Source organism: Mycobacterium ostraviense (assembly GCF_002705925.1).
GTDB classification, from domain to species: Bacteria; Actinomycetota; Actinomycetes; order Mycobacteriales; family Mycobacteriaceae; genus Mycobacterium; species Mycobacterium ostraviense.
The window spans coordinates 1,320,325-1,343,758 of record NZ_NKRE01000001.1; the positions used below are offsets into that span (position 1 = coordinate 1,320,325).

A 23,434-nucleotide genomic window follows, 5' to 3' on the forward strand; every position below is an offset into this window, starting at 1 on the left:
AGCCAAAACCATTTAGGGCAAAACAGCCCGCCGCGCGCAGCGACGGCATAACATCTGCAGACAGTCATCGTCGGAATTCACATATCTGCACAGCAGCAATTGAAAGGCACGGCCGATGAGTGCAAAAAGCAAAGGGTCCCGGGTAGTTCGGATAGTCGTTGCGGCGCTGATCGCGGCGTTTGCAGCCACCGCGGCGGTGAGCTGCAACAGCACCGATAACTGCAAGACCACCACATGTACGATTCCGGCGGTGCCGAATCCGAGCGGGTCGTTGGGATAGGTTCGACGCCCAATGGCTGCGATCGTAGCGCCGCGGGCGGACCTCGTTAGCCCACGGAAGCCGCCGACGGCTTGAGCCGAAGGTATGCCTGAATGGTGGTGCCGTTTGCCGTGGTGTGGGTACGCACCAAATCCGCCATGGCGTTGACCAAAAACAGCCCGCGGCTGGCGGTTGCGCTGGTGCCCGGGAATTCACGTCCAACGAGCGGCTGATCGAACCGTCCGCCGTCGCGCGCCTCGCAGACCAGATGCTCATCATGCCGCCAGAAGGCAAGCTGGCATGCCCCGTCGGCATATTGCAGGCTGTTGGTGGCCAGCTCGGTGGTGATCAATCGCAAATCCTCCAGGCCGTCTTGCGACAGTCCGACCCATCCGGCGTAGTCCACGGCGAACGAACGCGCACGCCGCAGGTCGGTGCTTTCGCGCACCAAGTAGGTCACAGCGCCCGGGTTACGCGGTAGCGGCTGATTGCAGCGCGCCAACGTCTCATCCGGGGCGTAATCGGCACTGTGATAAGCCGACCCGCATTTCCACAACAACGGATGGGTGGCACGGGCGTCCGCCAGCAATTCGTCGTCGAGCCGCTCGGCGTCGTAGAGACACAACCCCATCACGCTGTGCGGTGCGAACGCCCGGTTGACCAATGCCTCGTGCTGCATACACGCCACACACTCGTCCGCGGTGCGGCCGGGCCAGACGAGTTGGCTGACGATCCGCACCCGCCGATCGGCGTATTTGGCCGCGAAGGAACTCGCTGTGGCCAGGAATCGGCCCGGATTGCGTGCGGCGCGGGAGATATCGATCATGCGCAGCTCCGCTGTAGCGGTACCGCGGGCACCCAGTTCGCTGCGCAGCACTGCCAGCCGGTCCGCTGGTACCGCGACCAGAACCGGCTCCCCGAGCGCCAACCCGTCGGCGACGAAGCGTCCGACGAAATCCAGATACTCCCGCTGGGAGTGGTACAGCAGCGCGGAATGCACGAAGCCTCGTCGCTCGGTTTCCGTGCCAGTCGTCATGTCAGCGCTCCCGCCCCTGCGCCGGCACCCGTGCTGGACCGGCTTTTCGTTCAGGTAAGCATGTACCCGCCAGGGGTGTTGATTATGCGCGAATTTGGCTCGACCGAGTTCTACAGCCACCACGTCGTCGCCGCGTCCAGATGGCGACGGATGCGGTAGCGGGCCAGGCTGTCGTCGCCGGCGCGGATCGCCTGCAGAATCCGCAGGTGGGCGTGTTCGACGGCGGCGACGTCGGCTGCGGTCGGTGGCTGCCCTCCGGTGCTGGACCAGTGCCGGCGAAAAAGTTCGGCGATTATCCGCAGAAACAGCTCCAGCAGCGCGTTGCCGGCCAGCTGAGCCAGGCCGATATGGAACCGGAATTCCTCGGCCACGGCCTTACGCATTTCGCCTGCTGCCTCGTCGGCGGCGAAATCCGTGGACGGGTCCAGCGTGTCGAGCATGGCCGCCACCTCGGGCTCGTTACGAAGCTGCGCGACTTTCGCCACGTTGGCGATCTCGATCGCATCCCCCACGCAGCGTAGGTCTTCACGACTCGGCTTGCGGTACTGCAGGTACAGCGCGATGGTGTCGATGCTGGCCTGCGCCTGGGGCCGAGTGACGACCAGCCCACCGCCGGGTCCTCGGCGCATGTGGGCGATCGTGTGGTATTCCAGCAGCCGCACCGCTTCCCGCAGCACCGCGCGGCTCACGCGATAACGTTCCAGCAGCGCAGCCTCGGTTCCGAAAACCGCGTCGACCTGCCAACCGCTGGCGGCGATGTCGTCGGCGATCGCGGCGGCCAGCACTTCGGCGAGCTTGCCGCGGGGCGCCTCGGGGTCCAGCCGCCGTACCTGCCGGGGCCGTGCCCCTGACCTATCACCGCGCTGATGCCGCTGCAGCCAGGCGGTCACCGCCTGCACGTGCCGCTCGCTGAGCGCCTTGGCGCGCGCGGAATCTCCGGCGGTGACTGCCGCGGCGATTCCCGAATGGTCGTGGTACAGCCGGTCCAGCGCCTCCAGCGCCTCGGTCGCCGAGTCGGTCCGCGAGGACAGCGCGTAGCGCCTGGTCAGTCGCATCGAGACTTCGATAAACAGCTGTAGGACAGGGTTTTTCGATTGCCGTGCGACCGCCACATGGAACTCGTCGCGCGCGGCGGGCAACCCCGGCTGCTGCTGCTCCGCACCCAACACCGCCCGCAGCCGCTCGATTCCGGCTTCGTCGATCTGTTCGGCGGCAAGAGCGGCGGCCAGCGGCTCGAGCACCAGACGCGCCTCGAGCAGGTCATCCAGGGTAGTGCCCCGGTATTCGAGATAGATGACGACCGCGCGGGTCGCCGGTCCGGCATCGGGTGCACAGACGAGCAGGCCGCCGTTGGGTCCGCGGCGCATCCGCGCCACCTGATGGTGCTCGACGAGCCGAACGGCTTCGCGCAGCACCGATCGGCTGGCGCCGTATCGCTTTTGCAGAGCGCCTTCCGAGCCCAGCGACGCCCCGACTGGCCAGCCGCGGCGGACGACCTCGGTCTCGATGCAGCGGGCAATCTGCGCGGCTCGCTTGTCGGTCCGGGCTGCCGGTGGCTCTACACTCAATGGAGCTGCCCCACAATGAGATTCAGCATGTCAGCAGCATGCATCCCGCCACCGGACCGCCGCCCACCGACACCACGCCGACCTCCGGGCGCTGAGCCACCTGCCGCTCCCCCGCCTCGCCGCGCAACTGCAGACATCCCTCGTGCAACGCCCAGTAGCCGTGCATGCGCCCCGCCGAAAGTTGGCCCCCGTAGGTGTTCAACGGCAGCTCGCCGTCACGGGCGATCCGCGCCCCGCCCTCGACGAACGGGCCGGCGTCGCCGTCGGCGCAGCTACCCAGCGCCTCCAGCCAGGCAAGGGTCAGGAACGTAAAGCCGTCGTACAGCTGGGCGACGTCCAGGTCGGCCGGTGTCAGTTCGGTCCGCGACCACATCTGCGCCGCCGCGTCCGACATCGCCATCTTGGGATAGTCGTCGCGATGAAACCACCCGCCGGCGCCGTAGGATCCACCGATCGCCTCGACTGCCACGGCCCGGTGCGGGCAATCGCGGGCATACCCGGCGCTCGAGACCACCACCGCGATGGAGCCGTCAATGGGCACATCGCAATCCAGCAGCCCGAATGGCGTCGACACCGGCCGCGCGCCCAGATAGTCGGCCATCGTCATCGGTTCGCGGTAGACCGCCAGCGGATTCAGCGCTGCGTTGCGCCGGCCATTGAGGGCAACCCAGCCCAACTGCTCCTTGGTGGTTCCGTAGAGCTCCATGTGCCGGCGGCAATTCAGCGCCAGCCAGTTCGCCGCTGAATAGGCGTGTGCGGCAATCAGATCGGTGATGTCGTCCATCGGCCCGACGGCGGGCCGCGGGGTGCCTTCCGGGAGGTCCAGCATCAGCGCCAACGGCGGGGCCGGTGCATCGTCTTGCGGTTTCACCGGGACGGTGCCGCCCAGCATCTGGATGGTCCGGTAGACCACCACATGCCGGGCGCGCCGCTCGGCCACCGCCCGGCACGCTGACATCACCGGACTCAGCAAACCGCCCGTGCCGAAGCCGGATCCGCAATCCCCGGCGTCGATCCGCAGCTCGGCGTTGACCTCGGCAGCGGGGGTGTCGCCCAGGGTCGCGATGCCATCGATGTCGGCGGCGACCAGACCGGCGTCGTCGATAGCGGCCCGCACCGCTTCCATGGTCAACTCGAGCCCCGGGATGCCGGTGCGCCGGCCGATACGCGAAATGCCGATGCCGGATAAGATCGCGTCTTTCTCGAAATACTTCACCTGCACCGTCCGGTAGCCCGCGTGTACACGAATCAATAGAGTGTACTGTATTGGTCGTGTCTGGCCAGCCGCTGCTCATCGAGCACTGTGACCACTGCGCACGATGGGTGCATCCGGCGACCGGTGAATGCCGAGGCTGCGGCGGGCCGCTGGTGCCACGACCGGTGTCCGGGCGCGGCACGGTGTTCACCTACACGGTCAACTATCACCCGTACAACCCGGAGATACCGACCCCCTATGTGATTGCGTTGGTGGAACTCAGCGAACAGAGTGGGCTACGTGTTGCCGCCAATATCGTTGGGTGTGAACCGGATTCGGTGACCTGCGGAATGCCGGTTCAGGTCATGCCGGAGCAGGGTTCCGGCGGTGCCCCGCTGTTCGAGCCCCGCGCCTAGGCCGCGAGCTGGGGGCACCTCCCGCTTGCGAGCAGACGCAAAATCGCCCAAATCCGCGAATTTGGTGCGATTTTGCGTCTGCTCGCCCACGCGAGCTGCTGCTCGCCGAACCCTAGTTGATCAACGGATCGCGCGGCATGCCCAGAATCCGCTCGGCGATCTGGTTGCGGGTCACCTCGGAGGTACCCCCCGCGATCGCCATGCCGCGCGCGCCCATGACCATCCGGCCGACCACCGCACCGGGACCGTCGAGCAGCGCGATCTCGGGTCCCAGCAGCGCCGCCGAGAGGGCGGCGCCTTCGATCATGTGCTCGGCCAGCTTCAGCTTGGTGACATTGCCTTCCGGTCCCGGGCCGGCACCTTCGACGCTGCGCGCCGCACGACGCAGGTTCAGCAGCCGTAGCGCGTGATCTTCGGACAGGAAGTATCCGACCCGAACCTCGGCTCCCGCCAACCGATCTGCTCTCCGTTGGGCCAGCTGCACCAGTTTGGCTGCCAGCCCTTCGTAGAAGGACCCACTGCCGCCGATGCTGACTCGCTCGTTGCCCAGCGTCGCCCGCGCGACCGTCCACCCGGAGTTGGGCGCTCCGACGACGTCCTCGTCGGGAACGAACACGTCGTTGAAGAACACCTCGTTGAATTCCGAGCCGCCGGTGATCTGTCGCAGCGGGCGCACCTCGACGCCGGGCGATTTCATGTCGATGATCACCGTGGTGATGCCGGCGTGCTTGGGGACGTCGGGGTCGGTGCGCACGGTGGCCAGGCCACGGGCGCAATACTGGGCCCCGCTGGTCCACACCTTCTGCCCGTTGATCTTCCAGCCGCCGTCCACCCGGGTGGCGCGGGTCTTGACCGACGCCGCGTCCGAGCCGGCGTCGGGCTCGGAGAACAACTGGCACCAGATTTCTTCCTGCCGCAGCGCCTTCTCCACGAATCTTTCGATTTGCCAAGGTGTTCCATGCTGGATCAGGGTCAGGATCACCCAGCCAGTGATCGAGTAGTCCGGGCGTTTGATGCCGGCCTTGCCGAACTCCTCCTCGATCACCAACTGCTCTACCGCATCCGCGGCGCGGCCCCACGGTTTGGGCCAGTGCGGCATCACGTACCCGGTCTCGATCAGCTTGTCCAGTTGCGCCTTCTTGTCCAGAGCCGCGATCTCGGCGGCGTCGGCGCGGATCCGGGTGCGCAACTCTTCGGCCTCGGGCGGCAGGTCCAGGCTGTTGGCGCGGGTGTCCCCGGCCGCGGTGCGATCGAAAACATCGCGGGCCGGCGCGTCTCCACCCAACAATCCAGCGGTCACCAGTGCCCGGCGCAGGTGCAGATGGGCGTCGTGCTCCCAGGTGAACCCGATGCCGCCGTGCACCTGGATATTGAGCTCGGCGTTGCGCGCATAGGCCGGAAACGCCAGCGCCGCGGCCACCGCCGCGATCAGACGGAACTGTTCTTCATCTTCGGATGCCGCGCGGGCGGCATCCCACACCGCGGCAATGCCGGACTCCACCGCCACCAACATGTTGGCGCAATGATGTTTGACCGCTTGGAAAGTCGCGATGGTGCGGCCGAATTGCTGACGCACCTTGGCGTAGCCGACGGCGGCGTCGACGCAGTCGGCCGCGCCGCCGACCGCCTCGGCGGCCAGCAACGTCCGGGCCCGCGCCAGCGCCGATTCGCGTGCTCCCGCCACGATGTCGTCGGCGTTGACGCTCACTTGGGTCAGCCGAACGCGCCCGGAACGCCGGGTGGGATCGAGGTTTTCCGGCACGTCTATCGACACACCCGCCCGGCCGCGGTCGAGGACCAGCACGTCGTCGCCGGCCGTCACCAGCAGCAGATCAGCCAGCCCGGCACCCAGGACCACGCCCGCCTCGCCGTCGGCGACGCCATCGGTGACCTGCACCCGGCTGTCGAGACCGACGCCGGCGGTGACGGTTCCGTCGATCAGGCCCGGCAGCAGCCGGGCTTTCTGCTCGGCGGTGCCCTCGTTGGCGATCACCGCCGACGCGATGACGGTGGGCACGAACGGTCCCGGCGCCACCGCGCGGCCGAGTTCTTCGATCACTACCACGAGTTCGGGCAACCCGTAGCCGGAGCCGCCGTGCTCTTCGTCGATGTGCAGACCCAGCCAGCCGAGTTCGACCAGCTGCGGCCAAAAGGGCGGTCGCTGTTCCTCGGCCGCGTCGAGCAGTGACCGCGCTGCCCAGCGGGCCTTCTGGGCCGTCAGAAACCCGCGGGCTACCTCGGCGAGTTCGCGGTGGTCGTCGGTGAGTGCGATACCCATCAGGGCCTCCTCGCGGCACTGCGCGGCCCGCGCCGTCGCGGGTCCAGCTGATTTTCTAAAGAGTGTACTCAATGCCCGGCGCGGGCCCGGCCGGCTCGGTTGGTTACTTGGGCGCGAACCGCTGGCCGGCGTCCAGGCGGATGCACTGGCCATTGAGCATCGGGTTGTCCACGATGGCCGCCGCCAGCTTTGCGTACTCGATGGGCCGGCCCATCCGCTTCGGGAAGGCCGCGTCTTTGACCAGCTGGGCCGCCATCTCGTGGGGAACCATGGCGGTCAGCCCGGTCAGGAACAGGCTCGGCGCGATGGCCAGCACCCGGATTCCCATCGACCCCAGGTCACGGGCCATGGTCAGGCACATGCCGGCGATCGCGGCCTTGGCGGCGGTGTAGGCGACCTGCCCGATCTGGCCCTCGAAGGCCGCGATGGATGCGGTGTTGATGATGACGCCGCGCTCTCCTGTTTCGGGGTCTTCCGGGTCGTTCTTGGCCATGTGCGCGGCCGCCAGCCGGCTGATATTGAAGGTGGCGATGAGGTTGAGATCGATGACCGACTGGAAGGATTCGAGGTCGTGGGGGCCGGATTTGGTCAGGGTCCGCTTGGCGATGCCGCCGCCCGCGGTCGTCACCGCGACATGCAGGCCGCCGAGGTTGTCGACCGCCGTGTGCAAGGTCTCTTCGGTTCCGGTGAAGTCGGTGACGTCGACCGGGTAGAACGCGCCGCCGAGCCCCTCGGCAACGGCCTTGCCGTCGGAGTTCTCGCGGTCGAGCACCGCGACATGCGCGCCACGTTGAGCCAGCAACTCGGCGGTGGCCCGACCCATCCCCGACGCACCGCCGATGACGACGACCTTCTTGCCGCTGATCTCCATCCCGGACCTCCCTGTAGTGGCTTGTCAGAATTCTGGCAATCTGTAACGCTATCTAGGCACGCTAGCGTGTCGGCGCGAAACGGTTGCCGGCGAGTCATGCCAAGCTGAACCGTGCTCCTTTTCGACGTGGCCACTACCTCACTCGACGTGGGCGCCACCTCGTCGCGGCTGAGCAAGGTCGAACGCATCGCCGACCTGCTTCGCCGCGCCGCACCCGACCCCGAGCTGGTGGCGGTCCTTGTGGCGTGGCTCTCCGGCGAATTGCCACAGCGACACATCGGCGTCGGCTGGGCGTCGTTGAGGTCGCTGCCGCCGCCGGCCGGGCATGCGACGCTGACCGTCGCGGGCGTCGACGCGGCTTTCTCCGAGATCGGCGCCACCTCGGGTAGCGGCTCGCAGGCACGGCGTGCGCAGTTGGTCTTCGAGTTATTCTCGGCCGCAACCGAATCCGAGCAGACCTTTTTGCTGCGGCTGCTCGGCGGCGAGCTACGCCAGGGTGCGCTGACCGGGATCATGACCGACGCCGTCGCCAAGGCGGCGGCGATCCCCACTGGCGTGGTGCAGCGCGCCGCCATGCTGGGCGGGGATCTGCCGGCCGTCGCCGCCGCAGGCCTGACCGGCGGGGCGGCGGCGCTCGACGCGTTCACCCTACGGGTGGGCCGGCCGGTGGGCCCGATGCTGGCGCAGACCGCGACCGGTGTGACCGACGCACTCGAACGTCACGACGGCACAACGATATTCGAAGCCAAGCTGGACGGCGCCCGAGTGCAGATTCACCGTGCCGGTAACGACGTCACCGTCTACACCCGAAGCCTCGACGACGTCACCGCCCGGCTGCCCGAGGTAGTGGAGGCAACGCTGGCGCTGCCGGTGCGCGAACTGGTCGCCGACGGTGAGGCGATCGCGTTGCGACCCGACCACCGTCCGCATCGCTTCCAGGTCACCGCGTCCCGGTTCGGTCGATCGGTCGAGGTAGCGGCCGCCCGTGCAACCCAGCCGCTTTCGGTGTTTTTCTTCGACATCTTGCATCGTGACGGCGACGACCTGCTCGACGCGCCGACCACCGAACGGCTAGCCGTCCTGGATGCCGTCGTGCCCGTCAGGCACCGGGTGGACCGGCTGATCACGTCCGATGCGGCTGCCGCGGCCGCCTTTCTGGACGCGACACTGGCCGCCGGTCATGAAGGCGTGATGGCCAAGGCGCCAGGAGCGCCGTACCAGGCCGGGCGTCGCGGCGCCGGATGGCTCAAGGTCAAGCCGGTGCACACGCTGGATCTGGTGGTGCTGGCCGTGGAGTGGGGTTCGGGCCGCCGACGCGGAAAACTGTCCAACATTCACCTGGGCGCACGGGATCCGGCCAGTGGCAGATACGTCATGGTGGGCAAGACCTTCAAGGGGATGACCGACGCCATGCTGGACTGGCAGACCGCCCGGTTCACCGAGCTGGCCATCGGCGGTACGGACGGGTATGTCGTCGCGCTGCGCCCCGAGCAGGTGGTCGAGGTGGCGGTGGACGGGGTACAGGGGTCGTCGCGTTATCCAGGCGGAGTGGCGTTGCGGTTTGCCCGGGTGCTGCGTTATCGAGACGACAAGGGCCCCGCCGACGCCGACACCATCGACACGGTGCGCGCGCTGTACTGAGCAAGCCGCAACAGCCCGCCACGCCGGTGACGCGTCGCCAGATTCACACTCGCCCGGCTATAGCCTGGCGAATCGCGCTCTGTCTTCGGTGAATTCGGCCAGCATCCCCGTCGTCAACGTCGGCCGGACCTCGCCGATCGCGGTGAGATAGTCCTCGGTGGTCGCCGGCTCCCCGCGGCCATGCGCCATCTCACGATCGAAGGCCACCTGCGCTCCCTTACGGGCGGCGAACTCGATGTCGGCCGGGGTGAACAGCTCGGTGGCCTCGACCAGCCGGTCGATGTCGATGCCCGAGTTATCTTGGCCCAGATAGCGTTTCCACACCGCCAGGCGCGCCGGCCGGTCCGGCGGGCCGACCGGTATGACGTAGTCGAAGCGTCCCGGCCGCAGGAACGCCGAGTCCAACGAGTGCACGGAATTGGTGGCGCAGACCAGCAGCCGCCCGTCGTGCTCGCGGAACGACGGGATGAGTTTCAGCAGTTCGTTGGTGACACCGGTTTCGACGGTGCTGGCACCGGCGCGCGCCACCGCGATCTCCTCGACCTCGTCGATGAACAGCACCAGTTCGTCGAGTTCGTCGAGTTCTGCGAACACTTCCCGAAGGGATGCCGCCAGACCGCCCGGCGCCGCGGCCGCCAGCCGCGACGGGAACAGCTCGACGAAGGGCCAGCCGAGCCTCGACGAAATCCCTTTGGCAAAACTGGTTTTCCCCGTCCCCGGTGGCCCGAAGAGGATCACCGCCTTGGGTGGGCGCACGCCGTAACGGTCGGCGATCTCGGGGTGGGCCAGCGGGGCGATGATCCGCTGCTCGATGATCTGTTTCTCCTGTTCCATCCCGGCCAGGTCCTGCCACAACCCCGGCGGCAGCAGCCGCCCGCCCAGCTCGGCGAGCACATTGGCCTGGTCCGGCCGCAGCAGTTCGACGGTCTCGTAGTACACCAAACCGTCGCGACGGGTATAGCCCGAGTTGTCCAGCGCCGCCGATCCCGTCGCACCGGCGGGCAGCACCGTGCAGATCTTGCGCACCCCGGCCGACCGCAGCCGGCGCTCCAGATCGGCCAGCAGCGCACTGCCGATACCTCGCTGCCGCCAGCGTGCTGCCAGCGCGATCAGCAGGATCCAGGCCCGCTCACCGTCGGTCCGGGCGACGGCCATACCGACCAACTCGTCACCGACCTCGGCGACGACCGCGGGCTGGCCCGCCCGAGCGGCCGCCATCACCTCGGCGACAGTGAAAACCGGCTCCGGTGATCCCGGCGTACGGCTTTGATCCCACACCTGGATCGCCTGGTCCAGATCGTCGTCGTCGTAGTCACGCAATCGCCATAACGGCATCACCCAACGGTATGCCTGTTGCCGGGCTGCGCACAGCACCGTGGTAATGCAAGGATCACCGGGAACACCTGAGCGTGCACCATTGAGGGAGGGCCGGTGGCCGGCGACGTCAGCTACATCCGCACCGACGCCGACCTGCCGCCCGTCGCCGTCGTCGACCGCTCCCCGATCACGGTGAAGCACAAGATCTTCATCGCCGTCGTTGCCGTGATCGGTGCGCTCGCCTGGGCGATCCTCGCGGTGGTCCGCGGCGAAACCGTCAATGCCGTGTGGCTGGTGGTCGCCGCGGGCTGCACCTACGTCATCGCGTTCCGGTTCTATGCCCGGTTGATCGAGACGAAGATCGTCCGCCCCCGCGATGATCATGCCACCCCCGCCGAGCTCCTGCACGACGGTATGGACTATGTACCGACCGATCGGCGGGTACTGTTCGGCCACCATTTCGCCGCCATCGCCGGGGCCGGGCCGCTGGTGGGTCCGGTGCTGGCGGCCCAGATGGGCTATCTGCCCAGCACGCTGTGGATCGTGCTCGGAGCGGTGTTCGCCGGCTGTGTGCACGACTACCTAGTGTTGTGGATCTCCACCCGGCGCCGCGGCCGTTCCCTGGGGCAGATGGTTCGCGACGAACTCGGCGCCACCGCCGGCGTGGCCGCCCTCATCGGGGTACCGGTCATCATCGTGATCGTCATCGCCGTGCTGGCACTGGTGGTGGTGCGCGCTCTTGCGCAAAGCCCGTGGGGTGTGTTCTCGATTGCCATGACCATCCCCATCGCCCTGTTCATGGGCTGTTATCTGCGGTTCCTGCGGCCGGGGCGGGTGGCGGAAGTGTCGATGATCGGGGTGGGGCTACTGTTGCTCGCCGTCGTGTCCGGCGATTGGGTCGCCCAAACATCCTGGGGCGCAGACTGGTTCAGCCTCTCGCCGGTCACCCTGTCGTGGCTGCTCATTCTCTACGGCTTTGCGGCGTCGGTGCTGCCGGTGTGGTTGCTGCTCGCGCCGCGCGATTACCTGTCGACGTTCATGAAGGTGGGCACCATCGCACTGCTGGCCGCGGCCGTGTGCGTGGTCCGGCCGGTCATGATGGCTCCGGCCGTGTCGCGGTTCGCCGGCGCCGGCAACGGACCGGTGTTCGCTGGTTCGCTGTTCCCTTTCTTGTTCGTCACCATCGCGTGCGGGGCACTGTCCGGATTCCACTCGCTGATCTGCTCGGGAACGACGCCGAAAATGCTAGAGAAGGAAGGCCAGATGCGCCTGATCGGCTACGGCGGCATGATCACCGAGTCGTTCGTGGCGGTCATCGCGCTGCTCACCGCGTCGATTCTGGATCAGCATCTGTACTTCGTGCTCAACGCCCCGGCCGCCCAGACCGGCGGCACCCCGGCCAGCGCCGCCCAGTACGTCAACGGGCTCGGCTTGCGGGGGAACCCGGCTACCGCGGAGCAGATCAGTCAGGCCGCCGCCAGCGTGGGCGAGCGCTCGATCGTGTCCCGCACCGGCGGGGCGCCGACGCTGGCCTTCGGCATGTCCGAAATGCTGCACCACGTGTTCGCCGGCCCGAATCTCAAGGCATTCTGGTACCACTTCGCGATCATGTTCGAGGCGCTCTTCATCCTGACCACCGTCGACGCCGGCACCCGCGCCGCACGTTTCCTGGTCTCCGACGCGCTGAGCAACATCGGTGGGCCGCTGCGCAAACTGCAGAATCCCAGCTGGCGCCCGGGGGTTTGGGTGTGCAGCCTGGCGATGGTCGCCGCGTGGGGCAGTATTCTGCTGCTCGGCGTCACCGATCCGCTCGGTGGCATCAACACGCTGTTCCCGCTGTACGGCATTGCCAACCAGTTGCTGGCGGCGATCTCGCTGACGGTGATCACCGTCGTGGTCATCAAGAAGGGCCACCTGAAGTGGGCCTGGATACCCGGGGTGCCGTTGCTGTGGGATCTGGCCGTCACGCTGACGGCGTCGTGGCAGAAGGTGTTTTCCGCCGACCCGGCGGTCGGCTACTGGACTCAGCACTATCAGTATCTGGCGGCCAGAAACGCGGGCAAGACAGCGTTCGGTTCGGCGGCCAATGCCGACCAGCTCGACGACGTCATCAGAAACACCTTTGTGCAGGGCACCCTGTCGATCGTCTTCGCGACGGTCGTCGTCGTGGTGTTCGTCACCGGGGTTATCGTGACGCTCAAGACAATTCGTGGGACGGGCCGGCCGTTGGCCGAGGATGAGCCGGTGCCGTCGAAGCTGTTCGCGCCCGCTGGCCTCATTCCGACGGCCGCGGAACGCGAGCTGCAACGAAGATGGAACGAGCTGCCCGGGTCTACCACGAAACCCCTTGGTACTCGGAAGCATTGACCTCAGACCGGGTCGAACCCGGAGATCAGCCAGCGCCCGCCGATCTTGTCCAACGTCACCCGGACGCTGGATGCGGTGTAGGTGGGCGCTTCGGTGCCCACAATCGTGGTCTGGTTGACGAACAGCAGTACCACCCCGTGGTTGGGCTGGGCCGACACCGCCGCCGCGGCCGGTACGGTGGCAACCGCCGAAATCTGTTTCCGCGTGGCGCCGGGGATGACCACGTCGCGGGTCAGCGACGTGTATTCCTCTTTGAAGTGGCCGGTCAGCCGGTCACGTGCGGCGCCCAGGTCGCGCTCGGCCGTGTCGGGCCGGTAGGACAGCAGCTCGACCGTCGCGGTCCGCGCCGCCTGGATCACCTCGATGCGGCCGGTGCCTTCCGGGGCCGACGAGCATTGCCACTTCAGGAAACCGGCCGCCAGCGCTAGCGACAACGCCAGGCCCGGCAGCACACCGACGGCCAGCAGCCGCGGCCACCGGAGTCGGCGGGCGCCATCCGCGGTGGCTTCGGCGGTGGTCGCGGTGTCGGATTCGGCGGTTACCGGCGGTGGCGTAGTCACGGCACGAACTCCACGTTGGACACCTTGGCCTGCGCGCCCACCCGCTGCACCCACAGCCGCATCCGCCAGGATCGCGATTCCTCTTGGGGCGCATAGATGTTCGAGGTTTTCACGGTCACGGCAACCAGCACCTGCGCGTGGTCGCCGGACGGCGATTCCAGCGCCGCTTCCGTGACCGTGCCGACGGATTTCGACTGGGTCCGCACCACGACGTCGATGTACGGCTGTGATCGCTTGGCGAAGTTGTCGTAGAGCTGGCCCGTTGCCCCATCCAGGATGCGTTGCACGTCGGCGTTGGCCTGGTGGAAGTCGATCGTGGTGAGGTTCAGCGCCCCCTGGCGACCGGCCTGCAGAAACAGCCTGCTCCGCTGCTCGGTCTGCTGCGACTGATGGACCCGGAATCCCAAGAAAGCAACCAGGGTGGCCAACGCAAGCACCACCACCAGCACGGCCAGCACCGCCGGCCGATCGGTACCCCGACCGCTGGGCGGCGCCTCGGCCGACTCGCTCAATTCGGGGGCAGCAACATCGACTGCCATGTGCGCTCCTTCCCGCCGGCCGCAGCCAGATCGGATTGGGTGTAGACCTGCCCGTCCGGGCCGAGGTAGGTACCGGTAGCCGGGTCGTATTCGGCGGCAGCTATCGGAAACGGCGGTGGGGCCGGTGCCGGTGCGGGCGGTGTGCCCGGTGGTGGGGCCGGTGCCGGGGCGCCCGGTGCGGGCGGTGTGCCGGGTGGCAGCTGCGGAACGGGCTGGCCCGACAGGGTGGCGTTCGGATCGCCCTTCCAGTTGTAGCCGTCGTTGAGCGGAACATAGCTTTCGTCGCTCTCACACATCGCGACCGTCGGCGCGCGTTTGCCGGGCTGGCCGACGCACGGCGTATTGCGAACGCCGCGAACGTTGTTCGGCGAGTCCTGCGGCACCCGGCAGTACAGGTCCCCGGCGGGGCGGTCGGGGTAGTCCTCCCAGGACGGCACTCGGCGCTGCTGGGCCGGCAGGTAGCCGGTGGTGCACGGCGGCGGCAGGTTGAGTCGCATGTTGAAGCTGAGGAAGACGCCTTTGTAACCCTGCTTGGTGTTGCGGTTGGGCACACCGATCGCCTGGATGGTGGCCACCGCTTGGGGCAGCAGCACCAGCAACTGCTCGATGGCGGGGTGATAGGTGACCGCCACCTGACCGACTCCGATCAGGTTGGACAGCAGCACCGGCAGTGTCGGGTTGACCCGGTCGAACAACTGCCGGACTTCCGCGGCGGCCGGGCCCGCTTGTTGCAGCACGCTGCGGACGGCGGCGTCGTTGCGCTGCAGCCCCCGGCTGAGGTCGGCCAGATGCGCGGCCCACAGTTGTACCGCGTCCGGCGAGTCGGCCTGCGCATCCAGCACGGGCTTGGACTGGTCGATCAGGGTGAGCAACGGACCCAGGTTCCTGCGCGCTTCAATGGACAGCGAACCGGCTCCGGTGACCAGCCGGGCGATATCCGGCCCGAGGCCCCCGACCGCGGTATAGGCCTCGTCGACCGTCGTCTTCAGGCTGTCGCGCGGGATCGACATCATGCCCCGGTTCACCGTATCCAGCAACGTGTCCAGATCCGGTGGCACCGAAACGCGTTCGGCCGGAATAACATCCCCGTCCTTGAGCGGTGGGGAATCCCGGCGCGGCAGCAGCGTGACATACTGCTCACCCACCGCTGACTGACTGTGCACCTGGGCATCGACATCGGAGGGGATGTCGACACCCGACTTGAGCGAAAGCACCACCGCGACACCGGTATCGGTGAGCCGCACGCTTTCTATCCTGCCGACTTCGGTTCCGCGATAGGTGACGTTGCCGCTGGGGTACAGGCCGGCGGCCTGCGGCAGCTGCACGGTGACCCGGTAGCGCCCGACCCCGAACATCGCCGGCAGCTGGATGTAGTTGAAGATCATCACGGCGCCGCCGACCAGCGCGACGATCACGAAGATGACCAGTTGGACGAGGATTCGTCTCGACAACGGCGGCATGTCACCGCCCCTGATCCCAATGGTACGGAGCGACAAGCGGATTGCCGGCGGTGTAGGGACTCGGCATCTGGCCGATGGTGCGGCCCCACTGCAGCTCCAGCTCGGTCAGGTTGCCCTCCCACCGGGTGCCGGTGAGGAACGAGGCGTCGAGCCGGCTCAGCGTCAGGTCGATGATGGCCGTCAGGTTGGCGTAGTCCCCGCGGGCCCAGTTGCTGATCGTGTCCTTGGGGAACGGGTATGTGGTGAGCAAGCTCAGCGAGCGGGTCAGGGCCGGACCGGCATTGGCCAGCGATTCCACCACCGGCCCAAGGTCTTTCAGCTGCTTGACCAAGGCGTCCTTGGTCTGGTTGGCGGAGTCGGCGGCCAGCGCACTGAATTTGGCGAATTGATCGAGCGCATCGACCAGTTGCTGCCGTTGGTCCGCCAGGGTCCGAAGCGCGTCCGGGATGGTCCGCAGCGCCCGGTCCACCACCGGCTTGTCGTTCGCCAACTGGCCGACCACGTTGTTCAGGCTTTCGGCCGCCGCGATGATGTCGCCGGTCTGGTCACCGACCAGGCCGACATACCGGTCGACCTGTTGGATCAGGCTACGCAGGTCGGCGGCCCGTCCGGCCAGCGCGACGCTCAATGCTTCGGTGATGTCCTGAATCTGGCCGATACCACCACCATTGAGCAGCAGCGAGACCGCGGCCAGGGTCTGCTCGGTCGAAGGGTAGCTGCCAGCCGACGACAGCGGGATCAGTGATCCTTGCGTCAACTTGCCCTGTGGCGCGACGTCGGTGGGCGGGGCCAGTTCGATGTGCAGCGAACCGAGCAGGCTGGTTTGGCCGATGGTGGCGGTCGCGTTGGCCGGCAATTCGACGTCGCCGTTGAGCCTGAGGGTGAGCAGCGCATGCCAGCCCTGCCGCTCGATCTTGGTGACGTTGCCCACGGTGACGTCGCCGACCTGCACGCGGGAGTTCTGTTCGAGGGTGCCCACGTCCGGCAATTGCGCCTGAATGGTGAACGAGCCAGGGCCGCGACCGGAGGTCCCCGGCAACGGCATCGAGTTGAGGCCTCGCCAACCGCAGCCGGCCAGGCCGGTCACCGCCAGCACCGCCAGCGCGCACATCGCGCCGAGACGCCACACCGCACCCATCAGGAGCCTCCTTCGAAGGGCAGCAGCAAGCCGCGCAGCCCGGCGCCGGGATCGGTGGGATGAACCTCGGCCGGCAGCGGCGGAATTCCTTCGACCGCGGGAGAATTGGAAGGCGGCGGAACATAGTCCGGCCGCATCCAGTCCTCGCTGTAGGTGACCTCGTTGGGCCGCGCCACCGCACCGACGATCAAGTTCTCCCCCAGTGGCGGGAAGTTGTATTGCCGATTCTTGATGATCGGCGCCAGATACTGGACGCACAGCTTTGCCGACTGTTCGTAACCCAGTCGCGATGCCGCTTGTATTGCCCCGCACAAGAAGGCAATCGGGTTGGCGAAGTTGTTGAACGCCGGCGCACCGCTGAGGGTGCCCTGCGCGGGCTGGTAGATGTTCATGAAGTTCTGCAACTCGGTCGGGGCGATGTGCAGTGCTTGTTTGATGTCGCCGAGGCTGTCGTTCAGCGCGGTGGACACCGATGCCAGCTTGTCGGACGTTTCGCCCAGCGCTTCCCGGTTTTCGGCCACGAAGCTCCAGACGTCGCCGACGACGTCGGCCAGCGCCGCTACCGCGTTGGCAACCTCATCGGGGTCGTTCGTCAGCAGCCCGGTCACCGAGGCCAGGTTCTGGTTCAGCTGGCGCATCAGGTCGGTGCTGCTTTGCAGCGCCGACACCAGTATCGACAGGTTCTTCACCGTGCTGAAGATGTCGTTGCTGTGGTCGCCGAGTGCCGAAACCGCCTGGGACAGTTTGACAATGGTGTCCCGGATGGTTGCTCCCTGACCCCGCAGGTTGTCGGCGGCGGTGTTCAGCAACGCTCCCATCGCGCTCACCCCGCCGGGTTGGCTCGGTTGCAGCATCTGGGTGAGCTTTGCCAGGTCCTGACGTAGGTCGTCCCACTCCACCGGGACAGCGGTGCGCTCCAGCGGGATCACCGCGTGGTCGGGCAGTTGCGGCCCGCCGGTGTAGGCCGGTGTCAACTGAATAACGCGCGCCGTGACCAGCGACGGAGACAGGATCACCGCTTTGGCATTCGCGGGCACTTGGTATTTGGCGTCGTAGGAGAAGGTGATCTTGACCCGCTCGGGTTGCGGCTCGATCTTGTCGATCGTGCCGACTGGCACCCCGAGGATGCGCACGTCGTCGCCGACGAAAATGCCGTTGCTGTTCTTGAAGTAGGCGACCGCGGTCGTTCGGCTTGTCGCGGCGGCTGACTGCCACGCCAGCACGACGCCGCCGATGAGGGTGAGCACGAGCAGGGCGGCCACACCGACGCGGACATTGTGGCGGTTCATCATTGGCCCGCTTGCTGTCCGGGTTTCGCAGGCCGGGGCGGTTCGCCGGGCGCGGGAACGTACACCGGCGGCCGTGTCGGCGGCGGCGGCGGGGTCGTCTCTCCGGGGGCCAGCGCCGGCGGCCCCGGCGGCGGCCCGCCCGGCGGCGGCCCCGGCGGCGGCTCGCGGTACGGATAGCGGGGATCGCCGGGATTTCCGGTGATCGCGTCCGGAAGGTTCAGCCGCGGCTCGCCGCCCTGACCGGTGCGCGGGAACGGCACCGGCAGCGCAGGTGTGCCCGGCTGACCGAGCTGCGGATCGGTGAGCTGCGACGGCAGCAGCACATTGGGATCCAAACCGAGATCGGAGAACGCGGCGTCGACGAATGGCTGGATGAACTGACCAGGAATCAGGTTGGTGATGTAGAAGTTGAACCACGGGCCGGTGGACATCGACTCACCCAGTGACAGCGCGTAGTCGTTGAACTTCTTGATCGCCAGCTGGATTCGCTGTTTGCGGTTGTCGACGATCGTCAGGACCCGGTCGAGCTTGTCCAGGATCGGGTTGAGGGTCTGCCGGTGATCGGCGATAAAGCCCTTGATTTGCCGGCTGATCGCCGAGATGTTGCCGGAGATCGCATCCAGCGAGCGGCTTTGGCTTTCCAGCTGCGCAAGCATGGCGTTGCTGTCGGCGACCAGCCGGGCGATCTGCTCGCTGCGCTCCGACAACACCGTCGTGGCTTTGTTGGCGTTGGACAACAGATTTCGCAGTTGAGCGTCGCGCTCGTTGAGCGTCTGGGAGAACCGCGCCACACCGGCCAGCGCGATTCTCAGGTCGGGCGCGGTACCGGAGAAGGTGTCCGCCAGCACGGCCAATGATTCCGACAGCTTGTCGGTGTCCAGCCCGCTGATGGTGGCGCCGAGATCGCCGAGCGCGTCGGGCAGCTGGTAAGGCGACGTCGTGCGTTCGAGCGGAATCGGCCTGTTCAGCCTACCCTCGCCGCGGGGTGTGATTTCCAGGATCCGGGCGCCCAGCACGCTTTTCGTCTTGATTGCGGCCTCGGTGCGGTCGCCGAGCCGGATGTGTTTGTCGACCTCGAAGTTGACCAGCACCTTGGGCCCGTCCAACGCGATGCTGTTGACCTTGCCCGCCTTGAGGCCCGAAACCTGCACCGTAGTGCCGGTCTGCAGGCCGCCCGCCTCGGCGAAGTAGGCCGAGTAATCTCTACCGGACTTGACGAACGGCAGCTTGCTGTAGGTCAGAGCGGCCACCACCGTCCCGGCGACGATCAGCATGCCGACCGCGCCGACGACCAGGGGGTTGCGTTCGCCGAACGATTTCATCGTGGTGTGCACCTCCCCGATGGCTGACCGATCACCTTGACGTAAATCGGTTGGCCGCCTTTGCCGTTCAGCTTCAACAGCAGGTCGCACATGTAGAAGCTGAAGAAGTCGCCGTAGAGGCCTTGCCGATTCAGCATCTGGTAGGCGTCCGGCAGCGTGTTGAGCAGATCGTCGAAATAGTCGCGGTCGGCCAGTATGACGTCCGCTATCCGCTCCGACTGGTGAATGATGTCGGCCAGTGGTGCGCGGCCTTGCGCCAGCAGATCGGCGATCGATCCTGCGGCCGCGTTGGCGTAGCCGATACCGGTGCTGATCTCCTGCTTGTTGTCGGCCAGGGTGGCCAGCAATTGGGACATCGAATCGACCGCCTTGGCGAATTGGGTACTTTGGTCACCCAGCGAGCCCAGCACGGTGTTCAGGTTGACGATGACCTGCCCGATCAGCTGACCGCGGTCCGCCAGCGTGTTGGTCAGCGCCGCCGTTCGCGCCAGGAACGAACTGATCGTCGCGCCCTCACCCTGGAATGCCTTGATCAGCTCGGTCGACAAGGCGTTGACCTGATCGGGATCCAGCGCGTGGAACAACGGCCGGAAGCCGCCGATCAGTGCGTCCAAGTCCAACGCCGGCGACGTCTGCGCCAGCGGAATCGTGTCACCGGGCCGCAGTTGTCTGCCGCCGCCGCTCCCTTCCTCGAGCGCCAGATAGCGGCCGCCGATCAGGTTCTGGTAGCGGATCACCGCTTTGGTGCCCTCGGTCAGGACCACGGAGTCATCTGTGCCGAACTCGACGATCGCGGTTCCGTCGTCCTGGATCGAGATGCGTTTGACCTGGCCGACTTCCACGCCGGCGATGCGGACGAAGTTGTCGCTTTCCAGTCCCGACACGTTGCTGAAGTGCGCCCGGTACGGCTTTTCGTCCCCGAATCGCAGGTCGGCGAAGATCGCCAACATCGCGATCAGCCCAAGCGCGCACACGACCATGAAGATCGCCAGCCGCCAGATGGCGCCGCCCAGGTTCTCTCTCATCGCGTTGGCTTCTCCTCCGGCGTCACGGCGACGGTGTCGCTTCTCGAGGGAGCGCCGGGGCCGGTGTCGGCTGCAGCTGTGCCGGCGCCGGGACGACGAACGGCTCGGATCCCGTTGGCGGGGGCCCTGGTTCGCGCGGGGCGCCGGGCGGCGGCGCCGGCGGCAGGCCCGGGTACAGCGGGGTTCCGTCCGGTGCGTACTGCGGAGCGCCGTAGGGCGGCGCACCCGGATACGGGATGGGGCCGGGGGCCGGCCCGCCCGGATAGCGGATGCTGGGCGGTTCGGGCTGTCCCCGGGTGACCGGGAGGTAGTCGGCGTATGCCGGGAAAGCGATTCCGGGGTTGGGCCGGATATCGAGCCCCGTTCCCCAGCCGGTGTTGGTAATCAGTTGGCGCAGCGGCCAGTTGGCGGCGACGTCGGGCAGCGATCCGCAGCCCGGCTTACCGCCGGGTCCACCTTTGGCGCCGACGATCGGCAGGTTCTGCGGAAAACGGTATTGGTCGGCGCCGAACAACGGAGTGCTGTCGATGATCAGTGAATAGCCATTGGCGCCGCCGGTGGCATCCAGATAGCCGGTGTCGAGGGCGATCTTGGCGCCGACCAGCATGCACGTCAGAACCCCGTGGTACTTCGTCAGCAGGCTGGTCGTCGGGTCGAGCAGGTTCACGGCGGTGATCAGCCTGTCCTTGTTCGCGCCCAGCAGCGCAATACCGCTGCGCGACAGGCCGATCATCTCCGCGAGCAGCGAATCCAGCGCCGGCGCCTCCCCGGCAATGGTGGCGCTGGTGACGCTGGCCGCGTCGAGGACCTTTAGGATGTCTTGTGCCGCAGCACCATAGGTGTCGCTGAGATGGGTTACCGCCTGCGTGTCCGCCCGGACCGTTTCGGCGCGCGGATTGATCGCGAGCAGCACCTGGTTGGCGTCGGTGATGCTCTGACCGACCGTCGCACCGTGCCCGCGCAGACCTTCGGCCAGCGCGGACAGCACCCCCTGCAGCTTCGCCGGGTCGATCTGGTTGAGCACCTTGACCAGGTTGGCGAACATCGTGTTGACCTCGGTGCCGACATTCTCGGCCCGCAACACCGTCCCCGCGGCCAGACGCTGCGGGCTGGGGTCGCGCGGGTACACCAGGTCGACGTATTTGGCGCTGAACAACGTGGTGGCCCGGATCCGGGCCCCCACGTTGGCCGGGATGTATCTGATCTGCTCCGGCTGGATGGCCAATTTCAAGCTCACGTCATCTTTCCCGGCGGTGATCTCGCTGACCCGGCCCACCGGCACTCCGCGCATCTTGACCTTGCCGCCGCGATCCATCACCAGGCCCGCCCGGTCGGACAGCACCGTCACCGTGACCGATGACTTGAACGAGCCGGAGAACAGCGCGCCAGTCAGCGCGCCGGTGCCGACGACGGCGATCACCAGCACCAGCGTCCACCACCCGGGATGCGTTCGCTGCGAACGTGATTCCGACATGACCGCGGCTCCCCTGACTACCCGGCTATCCCGACAGATTGAAATGGCCGGACTGGCCGTGCACCGATAGCGAGATCGCCAGCACGATCAGCGTCAACACGATGAGCGAGGTGCGCACCGAGTGGCCGACCGCCGCGCCCACTCCGGCGGGCCCCCCCTTGACGGTGTAGCCGTAATAGGTGTGCACCAGCATGATGGCGATGGCCGCGGCGATCACCGTGAGGAACGACCACAGCAGGTCCGTCGAATTCAGAAAGGTACGGAAGTAATGGTCGTAGACGCCGGTGGACTGACCGTAGACCCCGGTGGTGCCGAATCGGGCGGCCTGGAAAGCACACACCACCGCTATGCAATACAGCGGGATGACCACGACCACACCGGCGACCACCCGGGTGGAGACCAGGTAGGCCACCGACCGGACGGCCATCACCTCGAGCGCGTCGATCTCGTCGGCGATGCGCATTGCACCCAGCTGCGCGGTGGCGCCCGCGCCGATGGTGGCCGCTAAACCGACACCGGCGACCGCCGGTGAAATGATGCGCACGTTGACGTAGGCGGAGATAAAGCCGGTCATGGCTTCCACCCCGATGCCGGACAGCTGGTTGTAGCCCTGCACGGCGATGACGGCACCGGTCGACAAGGTCAGAAAGCCGACGATGACCACCGTGCCGCCGATCACCGCCAGCGCGCCGGTGCCCAGGCTCATCTGGGCGATCAATCGGATGATCTCGCGGCCATAATGGCCGAACGCCGTTCGCATTTCGGCGATCGTCCGGCCGTAGAAGGCCACCTGGGAGCCGATGCGATTCCAGCCCGCTACCAAGCCACTCGCCCGGTGACTGATCCAGGCGAGCCGCTCGACCGGCGGGTCGGCGCTCATTGCGGGCCTACGTAGAAGACGGCCGTCGCGACGATGTTGATCACGAACAACGCGATGAACGAGTAGACAACTGTCTCGTTGACGGCATTGCCGACACCCTGCGGCCCGCCGCCGACGGAAATGCCCTTGTAGCAGGCGATCAGGGCGGCGGCCATGCCGAACAGCGCGCCTTTGACCAGACCCAGGATCAGTTCGGGAAGGTGGGTGATCAGCGTCAGGCCCGCGGCGAAAGCCCCCGGCGTGACGTGCTGGACGAACACCGAGAACACGAACGAGCCGGCGAGGCCGACCAGGGTCACCAGCGACACCAACGACACCGCGACGACGGTGGCCGCCAGCACGCGGGGCGCCGCCAGCCGGCGAATCGGGTCGACGCCCATCACCCGCAGCGCGTCGAGTTCCTCGTGGATGGTGCGGGCGCCCAGATCGGCGCACATCGCGGTGGCTCCGGTGCCGGCGACGACGAGCACGGTCACGATCGGCCCGATCTGGGTGACCGAGGCGGTGGCTGCGCCGGTGCCGGAGAAATCGGCGGCGCCGAACTCCACCAACAGGATGTTGAGGGTAAATACGACGAGCACGGTGAACGGAATCGCCAGTAACAGCGTCGGAATGATGGAAACCCGTGCCACGAACCAGCTTTGCAGCAGAAACTCCCGCCACGGGAAGGGCAATTTGAACATCGCCACGAAGGTGTCCAGCGACATGGCGAAGAATTCGCCGACGGAACGCAGCGGCTTGGTGACGGTGTCGGATGAAACCATCAGCGCGGCTTCCCTTTCTGATTCGCTCTGGTGCG

19 protein-coding genes are annotated in these 23,434 nt (G+C 67.0%); 3 read left to right on the top strand and 16 right to left on the bottom strand.

The annotated features are described in order from the left end of the window. Positions 1 to 326 precede the first annotated feature (326 nt). The 3 genes from CDN38_RS05800 to CDN38_RS05810 all read right to left on the bottom strand — a co-directional run bounded on the left by CDN38_RS05800 (position 327) and on the right by CDN38_RS05810 (position 4,079). Positions 327 to 1,295: a sensor histidine kinase gene (locus tag CDN38_RS05800; RefSeq protein WP_075509417.1), complete on the bottom strand. Its 969-nt coding sequence runs from the start codon at positions 1,293 to 1,295 to the stop codon at positions 327 to 329. A gap of 110 nt (positions 1,296 to 1,405) precedes the next feature. After that, positions 1,406 to 2,863 (bottom strand): FadR/GntR family transcriptional regulator, encoded by a 1,458-nt coding sequence (locus CDN38_RS05805; protein WP_075509416.1) that lies wholly within the window; start codon positions 2,861 to 2,863, stop codon positions 1,406 to 1,408. A 22-nt stretch (positions 2,864 to 2,885) separates the two neighbouring features. After that, positions 2,886 to 4,079 (bottom strand): thiolase family protein, encoded by a 1,194-nt coding sequence (locus CDN38_RS05810; protein WP_075509461.1) that lies wholly within the window; start codon positions 4,077 to 4,079, stop codon positions 2,886 to 2,888. A 56-nt stretch (positions 4,080 to 4,135) separates the two neighbouring features. Between CDN38_RS05810 and CDN38_RS05815 the strand changes: the two genes are divergently transcribed. Beyond that, positions 4,136 to 4,474 (top strand): Zn-ribbon domain-containing OB-fold protein, encoded by a 339-nt coding sequence (locus CDN38_RS05815; RefSeq protein ID WP_075509460.1) that lies wholly within the window; start codon positions 4,136 to 4,138, stop codon positions 4,472 to 4,474. A 112-nt stretch (positions 4,475 to 4,586) separates the two neighbouring features. Here CDN38_RS05815 and CDN38_RS05820 read toward each other — a convergent pair whose 3' ends face one another. Both CDN38_RS05820 and CDN38_RS05825 read right to left on the bottom strand, forming a co-directional pair. Next, positions 4,587 to 6,752 carry an acyl-CoA dehydrogenase family protein gene (locus tag CDN38_RS05820; RefSeq protein WP_075509415.1) on the bottom strand — a complete coding sequence of 722 codons (2,166 nt, stop codon included), beginning with the start codon at positions 6,750 to 6,752 and terminating at the stop codon, positions 4,587 to 4,589. Positions 6,753 to 6,855: 103 nt separating this feature from the next. Continuing rightward, entirely contained in the window at positions 6,856 to 7,623 is a 768-nt protein-coding gene (locus CDN38_RS05825; protein WP_075509414.1) for an SDR family NAD(P)-dependent oxidoreductase, read from the bottom strand. A 111-nt stretch (positions 7,624 to 7,734) separates the two neighbouring features. On the opposite strand from CDN38_RS05825, the gene CDN38_RS05830 reads away from it, so the two are divergent. Continuing rightward, positions 7,735 to 9,264, top strand: a complete 1,530-nt coding sequence (locus tag CDN38_RS05830) for an ATP-dependent DNA ligase (protein ID WP_075509413.1) — start codon at positions 7,735 to 7,737, stop codon at positions 9,262 to 9,264. A 57-nt stretch (positions 9,265 to 9,321) separates the two neighbouring features. Here the strand turns inward: CDN38_RS05830 and CDN38_RS05835 are convergent, their stop codons facing one another. Further along, a complete protein-coding gene (locus tag CDN38_RS05835) occupies positions 9,322 to 10,599 on the bottom strand; it encodes an ATP-binding protein (protein ID WP_075509412.1) in 1,278 nt (425 codons plus the stop codon). Between the two features lie 81 nt (positions 10,600 to 10,680). Between CDN38_RS05835 and CDN38_RS05840 the strand changes: the two genes are divergently transcribed. Further along, positions 10,681 to 12,948, top strand: coding sequence for a carbon starvation CstA family protein (locus CDN38_RS05840; protein WP_099318847.1), 2,268 nt, complete (start codon positions 10,681 to 10,683; stop codon positions 12,946 to 12,948). A gap of 2 nt (positions 12,949 to 12,950) precedes the next feature. Here CDN38_RS05840 and CDN38_RS05845 read toward each other — a convergent pair whose 3' ends face one another. Genes CDN38_RS05845 through CDN38_RS05890 form a run of 10 tightly spaced genes read right to left on the bottom strand, consistent with a single transcriptional unit; the run spans position 12,951 to position 23,399 of the window. After that, the gene (locus tag CDN38_RS05845) at positions 12,951 to 13,508 is read right to left on the bottom strand and encodes an Rv1363c family protein (RefSeq protein ID WP_075509410.1); all 558 of its coding nucleotides are present in this window, start codon (positions 13,506 to 13,508) and stop codon (positions 12,951 to 12,953) included. Further along, a complete protein-coding gene (locus CDN38_RS05850) occupies positions 13,505 to 14,047 on the bottom strand; it encodes an Rv1363c family protein (RefSeq protein WP_075509409.1) in 543 nt (180 codons plus the stop codon). The genes CDN38_RS05845 and CDN38_RS05850 overlap by 4 nt, the downstream gene beginning before the upstream one ends. Beyond that, positions 14,017 to 15,507: an MCE family protein gene (locus tag CDN38_RS05855; RefSeq protein WP_075509408.1), complete on the bottom strand. Its 1,491-nt coding sequence runs from the start codon at positions 15,505 to 15,507 to the stop codon at positions 14,017 to 14,019. Before CDN38_RS05855 ends, CDN38_RS05850 begins: the two co-directional genes overlap by 31 nt. A gap of 1 nt (position 15,508) precedes the next feature. Beyond that, entirely contained in the window at positions 15,509 to 16,645 is a 1,137-nt protein-coding gene (locus tag CDN38_RS05860) for a virulence factor Mce family protein (RefSeq protein ID WP_099318848.1), read from the bottom strand. Then, positions 16,645 to 17,934, bottom strand: coding sequence for a virulence factor Mce family protein (locus tag CDN38_RS05865; protein WP_408632999.1), 1,290 nt, complete (start codon positions 17,932 to 17,934; stop codon positions 16,645 to 16,647). Before CDN38_RS05865 ends, CDN38_RS05860 begins: the two co-directional genes overlap by 1 nt. Continuing rightward, entirely contained in the window at positions 17,934 to 19,256 is a 1,323-nt protein-coding gene (locus CDN38_RS05870; protein WP_099318849.1) for an MCE family protein, read from the bottom strand. The genes CDN38_RS05865 and CDN38_RS05870 overlap by 1 nt, the downstream gene beginning before the upstream one ends. Beyond that, positions 19,253 to 20,281: an MCE family protein gene (locus tag CDN38_RS05875; protein WP_075509405.1), complete on the bottom strand. Its 1,029-nt coding sequence runs from the start codon at positions 20,279 to 20,281 to the stop codon at positions 19,253 to 19,255. The genes CDN38_RS05870 and CDN38_RS05875 overlap by 4 nt, the downstream gene beginning before the upstream one ends. A gap of 22 nt (positions 20,282 to 20,303) precedes the next feature. Then, positions 20,304 to 21,755 carry an MCE family protein gene (locus CDN38_RS05880; protein WP_099318850.1) on the bottom strand — a complete coding sequence of 484 codons (1,452 nt, stop codon included), beginning with the start codon at positions 21,753 to 21,755 and terminating at the stop codon, positions 20,304 to 20,306. Between the two features lie 25 nt (positions 21,756 to 21,780). Beyond that, positions 21,781 to 22,635 (bottom strand): ABC transporter permease, encoded by an 855-nt coding sequence (locus CDN38_RS05885; protein ID WP_075509403.1) that lies wholly within the window; start codon positions 22,633 to 22,635, stop codon positions 21,781 to 21,783. Further along, a complete protein-coding gene (locus CDN38_RS05890) occupies positions 22,632 to 23,399 on the bottom strand; it encodes an MlaE family ABC transporter permease (RefSeq protein ID WP_075509402.1) in 768 nt (255 codons plus the stop codon). The genes CDN38_RS05885 and CDN38_RS05890 overlap by 4 nt, the downstream gene beginning before the upstream one ends. Positions 23,400 to 23,434 lie beyond the last annotated feature (35 nt).